7 protein-coding genes are annotated in these 8,535 nt (G+C 68.3%); 1 reads left to right on the top strand and 6 read right to left on the bottom strand.

Translation table 11 applies throughout. The annotated features are described in order from the left end of the window. Positions 1-77 precede the first annotated feature (77 nt). The 5 genes from AC1DU6_RS12860 to AC1DU6_RS12840 all read right to left on the bottom strand — a co-directional run bounded on the left by AC1DU6_RS12860 (position 78) and on the right by AC1DU6_RS12840 (position 6,933). Positions 78-2,414, bottom strand: coding sequence for an alkaline phosphatase D family protein (locus AC1DU6_RS12860; protein ID WP_477857579.1), 2,337 nt, complete (start codon positions 2,412-2,414; stop codon positions 78-80). A 14-nt stretch (positions 2,415-2,428) separates the two neighbouring features. Further along, on the bottom strand, positions 2,429-3,904 hold the full coding sequence (locus AC1DU6_RS12855; protein WP_477857578.1) for an OmpP1/FadL family transporter: 1,476 nt from the start codon (positions 3,902-3,904) through the stop codon (positions 2,429-2,431). Between the two features lie 153 nt (positions 3,905-4,057). Further along, positions 4,058-5,113, bottom strand: a complete 1,056-nt coding sequence (locus tag AC1DU6_RS12850; RefSeq protein ID WP_477857576.1) for a Leu/Phe/Val dehydrogenase — start codon at positions 5,111-5,113, stop codon at positions 4,058-4,060. A gap of 70 nt (positions 5,114-5,183) precedes the next feature. Next, entirely contained in the window at positions 5,184-5,912 is a 729-nt protein-coding gene (locus AC1DU6_RS12845; RefSeq protein WP_457392294.1) for a 2OG-Fe dioxygenase family protein, read from the bottom strand. 1 nt (position 5,913) lies between these two features. Beyond that, a complete protein-coding gene (locus tag AC1DU6_RS12840; protein ID WP_457323163.1) occupies positions 5,914-6,933 on the bottom strand; it encodes a CDP-6-deoxy-delta-3,4-glucoseen reductase in 1,020 nt (339 codons plus the stop codon). Here AC1DU6_RS12840 and AC1DU6_RS12835 point away from each other — a divergent pair. Beyond that, the gene (locus AC1DU6_RS12835; protein WP_477857574.1) at positions 6,932-7,867 is read left to right on the top strand and encodes an NAD-dependent epimerase/dehydratase family protein; all 936 of its coding nucleotides are present in this window, start codon (positions 6,932-6,934) and stop codon (positions 7,865-7,867) included. The two genes, AC1DU6_RS12840 and AC1DU6_RS12835, sit on opposite strands and share 2 nt — an antisense overlap. Here AC1DU6_RS12835 and AC1DU6_RS12830 read toward each other — a convergent pair. Then, positions 7,864-8,445: a rhomboid family intramembrane serine protease gene (locus AC1DU6_RS12830; protein WP_056196285.1), complete on the bottom strand. Its 582-nt coding sequence runs from the start codon at positions 8,443-8,445 to the stop codon at positions 7,864-7,866. The genes AC1DU6_RS12835 and AC1DU6_RS12830 overlap by 4 nt on opposite strands. Between the last annotated feature and the right edge of the window lie 90 nt (positions 8,446-8,535).

The following is an 8,535-nucleotide window of genomic DNA, read 5'->3' as shown; positions in this document are numbered from 1 at the left end:
CAGGTGCCCAGCTGCGTGGCGCGGCAAAGGAAAACGCCCGGCATTGCCGGGCGTTCTGATTCGTGCGGACGGCCGCGTCAGAGTCCGGCCATCACGGCCACATCCGTCACGCCAGCGGCGACGCGAACCGTCCTGACGGCGGCCACCGGCGACGCCGGCGCCGTGCCGCCGACCTGGCGTGCCATCTTCTTGAACGTGCAGATCAACTCGGTCTTGCTGAGTGACACGACGGCATAGCCCTGGGCGTCGCTGTCGACATGCTTGATCCAGGGGTTGTTGACGGGCGGCGCAACGGCCGTCGTCGGGTCTGCAAACGGGTTCAGGCGCTTGACGATCTCGGACGCCGGCACGAAGTTGGCCGGGATGCCCAGGGCCGCGGCCAGCTTCTGCTGGATCAGGCCGTAGAGCGTCATCGCCGCGACCGACTTGCCGGCGGCTGCCAGGCCCGCGATCGTGCCCGCGATGATGGTGCCCATGGTGCCAGCCTGCGTTTCGTCGAAGGTGACGATGACGGCCTTGGACAGCGACGCTGTCGGCGCGAAGGCTGCGGCAGGCACCAGCCCAGCCAGGACGGCACCCTGCACGGCAGCCTGGATGGCCGCCGTGTTGGTCAGGTCGGTCACGCCCGCCGCGATGGCGATGGCCGCGCTCAGGATCTGGATGGCGATGCCTTCAGACTCGGCCTCGCTCGTGGCCACCAGCGGCTTCAGCGCGGCAAAGGTCGGCTTGCTGGCTTCGGTGTAGAAATAGCTGAAGTTGGAATTGCTGGACACGCCTGCCGTGACGAGGTCGACCATCGCCGGCACCTGCGTGGCGGCGTCGTAGTCGGCCATCACGACGCCGGCATAAAAGGCGTGGATGTCGCCGGTGACGGCCACGACGTTCTTCACGCCCTTGCTCAGCAGTTGGCCCATCAGGTATTTGCGCTCGGCGTTGAAGCCGTCCCACTGGTCGGCATTCAGCACGAACTTGGCCTTGAAGGCTGCCGGCGCACTGGGGATCTTGTTGCCGTCCATGCCCATACGCAGCAGCGAAACCTCGTTGCCCCAGATCTTCCACAGCGCGGTGGACGCCGCCATCGTCTGCACCCACCACTGGCGCTGCGCGCCGCCCAGCATGCTGACGAGGGCCAGCGGGTCGGGCAGCGACGCGCCAGCGGCCAGCTTGGCGGCCTCGACGCCGGCGAGCGTCGCCTGCGGCACCATGTAGCGCGCGCCGATGCTGCCGACGGCCTGGCCGGTCAGCGGGCTGGGCGCGRCCTCGGGGATCAGGTGGTCGGCGCGGTACAGGCGCTGGTCGGTCATGATCAGGTGCATCAGCTTGCCGAACTTCAGGTCGCGGTAGATGCGGATGCCGGTGATGCCCTGGCCCGGGTCCAGCGTGAAGCTGATGTCGGCCGGCATGTTCTCGAACCAGGCTTGGTTGGCCGCGAGGCGGCGCGAGGTCTGGGCCGTGTTGTCGCCGACTTGCGTCGTCGCGTTGAACGTGCCGTTGTCGTAGGTCTCGCGGTCCTGCCAGCAGTCGTCGCTGAACTCGTGGTCATCCCAGACGGCCACGAAGGCGAAGCGCTCGTGCAGGTTCTGCAGGCGGCGGTCGGTGCGGTAGCGCTTGTAGAGGTAGCGGTAGTCGCCCAGCGTCGTCGCGTACTTGCCTCCGGTGGGCAGGGCTGTGCCGTTGGGCAGGGTCAGCGCGGCGTGCGCGCTCTCGACGCCACCGGCCTGGTAGTCGGCGCCGACGGCCTCGTAGATGTAGTCGCCCAGGTGGACGATGAAATCGATGTTTTCCGTGGCCAGCATGTCCATGCCGGCCCAGTGGTTCACGTTCCAGTCCTGGCAGGACACGAAGGCGAAGTTCAGCGCGCTGATATCGGTGTCAGCCGCGGGCGCCGTCTTGAAGCGGCCGATGCGCGACACGCTGCTGCCGGCAGTGAACTGGTAGTAGTAGACGGTGGCTGGCTGCAGGCCGCTGATGCGGTGGCGCAGCGTGTGGTCGTAGAACTCGTAGACCGGCACGTCGGCGGTAGCGTCGGCCGTGCCCGCCAGTGTCGAGGTCGTGCCGAGCAGGGCGGCATTGCCGGCGGCGCTGCTGATCTTCAGTGTCACGCTGTAGCTGCCGGCGCCAGTGGCGCTGGTCACGTCATCGGCCGTGCTCGGCACGACGCGGGCCCACAGCACGGCGCCGTCGGGCTTGGGGTCGCCCGAGGCCACCGATTGCGGGAACTTGAACGTGCCACTCGCGGCGGCCGTCGTCGGCAGCGGTGTGCTGCTGCCTGGGAAGGTGGCGGGCAAGGGCTCGATGGGCGCGCCCGCATCGCCACCGCCGCCGCAGCCGACGAGGCTGGACAGGGCGGTGGAGGCGGTGATCAGGGCGCCGGCTTGCGCGGCGCTGCGGCGGAGAAAACTGCGGCGATCCATGATGTGTCGCCTCCTCAGAACTTGTAGTTGAACTGGACACCGAAGATGGTGGCCTTGGAGGCGTAGTTGCCGCGTGCGGTCGAGTAGGCGCAGTTGCAGGGCTGCTCGCCGTCGCCGTCGTCGGTCGCGTTCATCGCCGCGTCCTTGAGCTTCACCTTGCCGAAGGAGAAATCGATGCTGGCGTTGTCCATCAGGGCCAGGTTGGCGCCGAGGGCGAGCCAGGTGCGGTGGGCATCGGGCAGGGCCGGGCTGCGCGTCGCCGAGGGCACGGGCGACAGATCCTTGCTGTAGCCAGCCCGCAGCAGCAGCGCAGGCAGGGCCTGCCATTGGGCGCCGACCGAGACCTTGGTGCTGTCCTTCCAGTGCTCGGCGGTGGTGGAGTCGGCCGTGCTGTTCGCGAAATCGATGCGCAGCTGCTTCAGGCGGGAGTCGCGCGTGAAAGTGAAGTCGCCCATCACGGCGATGGTCGGCGTCAGCTGCTGGAAGCCGTGGATGGACAGCGACTCGGGCGTGCGCACCGAGAGGCTGACGTCGGAGTCGTTGTGGTCCAGGGCCGAGACGCCGTTGTAGGGTTTGGCGGTGATGGCGGCCAGCACTTCGGCGGGCAGGTTGGTGGGCTGGGTCCAGTCGGCGCTGCCCTTGAGCTTGTGGCTGACGCTGCTGCGGTAGCTCAGGCCCATGCGCGTGCCGGCAGCGGGCTCCCACAGCAGGGCGAGGTTGAAGCCAAGGCCCCAGTCCTTGCCCTCGACGGCGATGGAGCCGTCATAGGCCGGGTTGCCGAAGACCGTGGCGGCCTGCTGCTGCAGTTGCAGCGCGAGGCCCGGCGCGCCAGCGGCGGCCGCCTGGTGGGCGGCGTTGAGCAGGCCGGCGGCGTAGACGGAGGCGTAGGGCACAGCGCGGCGCAGCTTGCCTTCCATGTACTGGATGTTCAGGCCGGCCGCGAGCGACAGCTCGGGCGAGGTCTTCCAGGCGACGTTGGGGTTGATCGAGATGGACTTCAGCTCGACCTTCTGCAGGTTGTAGCGGCCACCCCAGTCAGCTCGGTAGTCGAGCTTGGTGCCCCAGGGCACGAAGACGCCGAGGCCGTAGGCCAGCGTGTCGGAGGCCTTGTAGGCGGCATAGAGATGGGGCACGACCGCGGCCTTGGCAAAGCTCATCGTGTCGCCGACGGTGCCCGTCGAGCGCGGCGCCAGACCAGAGCCGGGCAGGGAGATATAGGAGCCCTGGTCGGTGAAGTGCGTCTTTGGGTCGACGTAGTCCACGACGCCGGACAAGTTCCAGCCCGTCAGGCGCGTGAGGCCGGCGGGGTTGGCGAACAGCGTGCTGGCGTCGGCGGCCTCAGCCGCGTTCGCGTTGGCGGTGCCTTCGGCGGCGGCGCTCTGGGTGCCGAAGCGGTAGCCGGCTGAATGGGCCGTCAGGGCCAGGGGCAGCAGGGCGATACCTGCCAGCAAGGGGCGCAGCGCGCGGGTTGGACGTGTAGTGCGTCGCATAGGGTTTGCCTCCGGTAATCGTACGTAACCGGCGCAGATTGTGCGCAGCCGCCGTGTCGCCATGAGGACAAACCGGTCGAGACAAACCCTGGACTTGAGAGGGCTCTCTAAATGTTGGCCGGGCGCCACCGCCCGGCCATTGCAGGGATGGACTTAGGGCAGGCGGACGAGCTTGGAACGGGCCCAGTCATCGGCGACGCGAGCGGGCGTCGAGTCGGCCGTCTGCACGCGCTGCAGCAGCTCTTCGACACGCTCGGCGATCTTGCTCACCTCGGCCATCACGGCCGTCTCTTCGCCCTCACCGCGGTACTCGCGAGCCACGCTGATGATGCCGCCGGCATTCACCAGGTAATCGGGCAGGTAGCAGATGCCGTGGCGCTGCAGTGCGTCACCGTCATCGGGCGTGGCGAGCTGGTTGTTGGCCGCGCCGGCGATCAGCTTGGCACGCAGCGTCGGCACCGTCTTCTCGTTCAGGGAAGCGCCGAGCGCACAGGGCGCCAGCACGTCGACGTCGGCGGCCAGGATGTCCGCCACGCTGGCGGCCGTGGCGCCGAATTGCGCGACAGCGCGCTCGACCTTGGCGGCGTCCACGTCAGCCACGACCAGCTTGGCGCCAGCCTTGTGCAGGAACTCGGCCAGGTGCCAGCCGACAGCGCCCAGGCCCTGCAGCGCGACACGCACGCCTTCCAGCGAGTTGCGACCCAGCACGAGGCGGGCGCCAGCCTGGATGGAAACGAACACGCCCCAGGCCGTCTTGGGGCTGGGGTCGCCACCGAAGGCGCCTTCGCGCGGGATGCCGCTGACAAAGGACGTTTGGGCTTGCATGCCGCGCATGTCGGCGGTCGTCGTGCCGACGTCCTCGGCGGTGATGTAGGCGCCGGCCAGCGACTGCACGGCGCGGCCGAAGGCGGCGAACAGGGCAGGGCGGTCGAAGGCGCCTTCAGGCTTCAGGATGACGGYCTTGCCGCCGCCGAATGGCAGGTCGGCCAGCGCGTTCTTCAGGCTCATGCCCTGGGACAGGCGCAGCGCGTCGTTCAGCGCGGCGGCTTCGGATTCGTAGTGCCACAGGCGGCAGCCCCCGAAGGCGGGCCCGCGAGCGGTGCTGTGCACGGCCAGGATGGCCTTGAGGCCGGTGGCCGGGTCGGTGGCGAGCAGCACGCGCTCGTGCGGGGACTGCTCGGGCAGGCCGAAGAGGGAGGTCGGGTTCATGACGGTCGGCGCTTTTGGCGCGGCAGTAGGTAGAAGAACGGCCACGCTTTTGGCGTGGCCGTTCGGGATTCTACGGACCCTGGAATCCGCCGCCTCTTAATGTGATGACGAGGGTGTCGCGCCAGCCGCGTTCGCCCGCCACAACGGGCTGGATGGGGGTGGTTTCGTGGATCACGCGGGCGTCGTCCAGCAGCAGCGTCGTCCAGGGCTGGGTCATCGTGAAGCGCTGGCCCGCCGGGCCGGCGGCGTCGAAGACGCGTGATTCGCCGCCCTTGACGCCTTGGCGGCCGACGAAGAGCACGGCTACGAGGTCGACGCCGTCGCGGTGGGCGCCCTCGGGCGTCGGGCGGCCGATGCCATCGCTGGTGTCGATGCGGAAAGGGTGGGCCTCGATGAACCAGGCCTGCTCGCCCTTCAGTGCCGACGCCGTTTTCGCCAACCCCAGCAGCAGCGCCGTCCAGGCAGGTGAATTGACCATYTCCTGCGCCAGCGGCACGAACCAGCGCTGGATGCCGCCGTGCAGCGCGTTGTAGTCCAGCGGCTGCCAGTGGGCGCGGTGGGGCTGAAGAGTCAGCGTGTCGCCGTCGGCGACGAAGCAGCCGTGGCGTCGGAAGCGGTAGCGGCCGCCGTCGCGCAGGTAGCCATCGGGCGGCAGGTCGTCCCAGCAGGGCTTGAGGGTGTCGAGGTCGTCGGCAGAGGCGCCCAGCACGCCAAGCGAACTTGGCGCCAGCACGGCCTCGCCATCGCGCTTCAGCGCGTCGACCAGTTCAGCAGCGGGTGTCCACGGCGGCTCGAACATCTCAGTGCTTGTCCGCTTCGGACGTGAACGCGTCCGCGTAGAACTCTTCCGCCGGCAGGTTGCACTGCGCGACGAAGTCCCGCTGCGCCGACTCGACCACGATGGGCGCGCCGCAGGCGTAGACCTGATGGCCCGTCATGTCGGCCAAGTCTTCCATGACGGCGCGGTGGACGAACCCCGTGCGGCCTGTCCAGCCCTCGTCGGGCTCGGACAGTACCGGCACATAGGTCAGCTGCGGCCATTCCGAGGCGATCAGCGCCGCCCAGTCGTTCAGATACAGGTCGGCCTGCTTGCGCGCACCCCAGTACAAAACCATGGGCCGGCTCGACGCGATGTGGCGGGCCCGTTCGATGATGGCCTTGATGGGTGCAAAGCCGGTGCCGCTGGCCAGCAGCACGATGGGCTTGTCGCTGTCCTCGCGCAGGAAGAAGCTGCCGAATGGGCCTTCCATGCGCAGGATGTCCTTCTCCTTGAGCGCACCGAAGACGTGATCGGTGAACTTGCCGCCGGGCATGTGGCGGATGTGCAGCTCGATCTGCCCAGGCAGGCTGTGCGGCGCATTGGCCATCGAGTAGCTGCGGCGCGAGCCGTCACGCAGGATGAACTCGACGTACTGGCCGGCGCGGAACTGGAAGTTCTGGTTGGCCGCCAGCTGCATCGTCAGCACCGCCACGTCGGGCGCCGGGCGCAGTATGGCGATGACGCGGCTGGGCAGCTTCAGCACCGGGAACTCGCCGGCGCCAGGCACCGTGCGGGCCTCGACGGTGCAGTCAGTCTGCGGCCGGGCGCAGCAGGTCAGCACATAACCGGCGGCCTCTTCCTCGGCGGTCAGCGCCTTGGGCTGGTGGTTGCCGTGGATGACGGCACCTTCAAGCAGCTTGCTCTTGCAGGAGCCGCAGGCGCCGTCCTTGCAGCCATAAGGCAGGCCTACGCCATTGCGGATGGCGGCGGCAAGCAGGGTGTCATCGCCCTCGGTCTGATAGACGCGGCCGGCGGGCTGGATGGTGATCTGATGGGACATGGCTTCCAAAAAGCAGCGGCCCCGCAGACATTTCCGGGGCCGTAGACTGCCCGCCATTTTGCCCGAGGCCGGTTTGACCCCACGACTCCTCATCATTGGCTGCGGCGACGTCGGCCTGCGCGTCCTGAAGCTGCTCGCGGGCCGCTGGCGGGTTTTTGCACTGACGTCCAGCGCAAGCCGTGCAGCGGAGCTCAGGGCCGCAGGAGCCGTCCCGCTGGTTGGCAATCTCGATGACGCGGCGACGCTGGCGCGCCTGGCTGGACTGGCCAATCTCGTGCTGCATCTCGCGCCACCGGCCCGCGACGGCGAGGCGGATCTGCGCACCCGCCATCTGCTCGCTGCCCTCGCGTGCAAGCCGCCCGCGGCGCTGGTTTACGCGAGCACGACCGGCGTCTATGGCGACTGCGGTGGTGCCTTCATCGACGAGACGCGGGCACTGAACCCGGCGACCGACCGTGCCCGCCGACGTGTCGATGCAGAGGCCCAGCTGCGCGCCTTTGGTCGCCGTCACGGCACGCGTGTCAGCCTGCTGCGCATTCCCGGCATCTATGCACGCGACCGCGAAGGGGGCCACCCCCGCGAGCGCCTGGCGCGGGGCACGCCGGTGTTGAGACGGGAGGAGGATGTCTACACCAACCACATCCATGCGGATGATCTGGCGCATGCCTGCCTGCTGGCGCTGCTGCGCGGCCTGCCGCAGCGCGCCGTCAATGTCTGCGACGACAGCCAGCTGCTGATGGGCGACTACTTCGACCTGGCCGCCGACCTCGGTGGTCTGCCGCGGCCCGTGCGCATCACGCGTGCTGAAGCAGCCCAAACCATGAGTGCCATGCAGCTGAGTTTCTGGAGCGAATCACGCCGGTTGAGCAATGCCCGTCTCAGGCACGAGCTGCGATTGGCGCTGCGCTACCCGACGCCGAAAGAAGGCCTCTAGCCGCGCCGCCGCGGCGAGCGCCAGTGGCGGATCAACAGCCACGCGCCCAGCATGCCGCCCAGGTGGGCGAAGTGGGCGATGCCACTGCTGCCGCTGAAACCCAGGATCAGTTCCAGGCCGCCGAAGATGGCGACGAAGTATTTCGCCTTCATCGGGATCGGCGGGATCAGCGGCACGATGATGCGGTTGGGGAACAGCATGCCGAAGGACAGCAGCAGGCCGAAGATCGCGCCGGAGGCCCCGACGGTGGGGGACTGGGCACCGATGACCCAGGTGAATATCAGTTGCACGACGGCGGCGCTCAGCGCGCTGGCCACCAGCATCTGCGTGTAGCGCCGCGCGCCCCAGACGCGCTCCAGCTCGCCGCCGAACATCCACAGGCCCAGCATGTTGAACAGCAGATGCTCGAAGCTGCCATGCAGGAAGGCATAGCTCAGCAGCTGCCAGGGCATGAAGAAGCCCGAGTTCAGCGGCCACAGCTGGAACCAGTAGGCCAATCCGGGGAAGAGGTAGAAAAAGCAGAAAGCACCGACACAGGCCAGGATGAAGGCCTTGGTGACTGAAGGCAGTGGGGGCATGGATCGCGCGGCTTGCGCCCCGGGAGGGCGCCTGCACCGGGAGGGCCGGTGCTTGTCGTTTTGAGTATGCCAGCACAAGCCGGCTGCTGT

It is taken from the genome of Roseateles sp. P5_B10 (assembly GCF_056400485.1).
The sequence above is the reverse complement of the archived record's forward strand: the minus strand, read 5'-3'. Positions and strand labels throughout refer to the sequence as shown.

Excerpts from the sequence above, each read along its gene's own strand:
- AC1DU6_RS12840 (WP_457323163.1), bottom strand. The coding sequence starts at position 6,933 with ATGTCCCATCAGATCACCATCCAGCCCGCCGGCCGCGTCTATCAGACC.
- AC1DU6_RS12835 (WP_477857574.1), top strand. The coding sequence starts at position 6,932 with ATGGCTTCCAAAAAGCAGCGGCCCCGCAGACATTTCCGGGGCCGTAGA.
- AC1DU6_RS12855 (WP_477857578.1), bottom strand. The coding sequence starts at position 3,904 with ATGCGACGCACTACACGTCCAACCCGCGCGCTGCGCCCCTTGCTGGCA.
- AC1DU6_RS12830 (WP_056196285.1), bottom strand. The coding sequence starts at position 8,445 with ATGCCCCCACTGCCTTCAGTCACCAAGGCCTTCATCCTGGCCTGTGTC.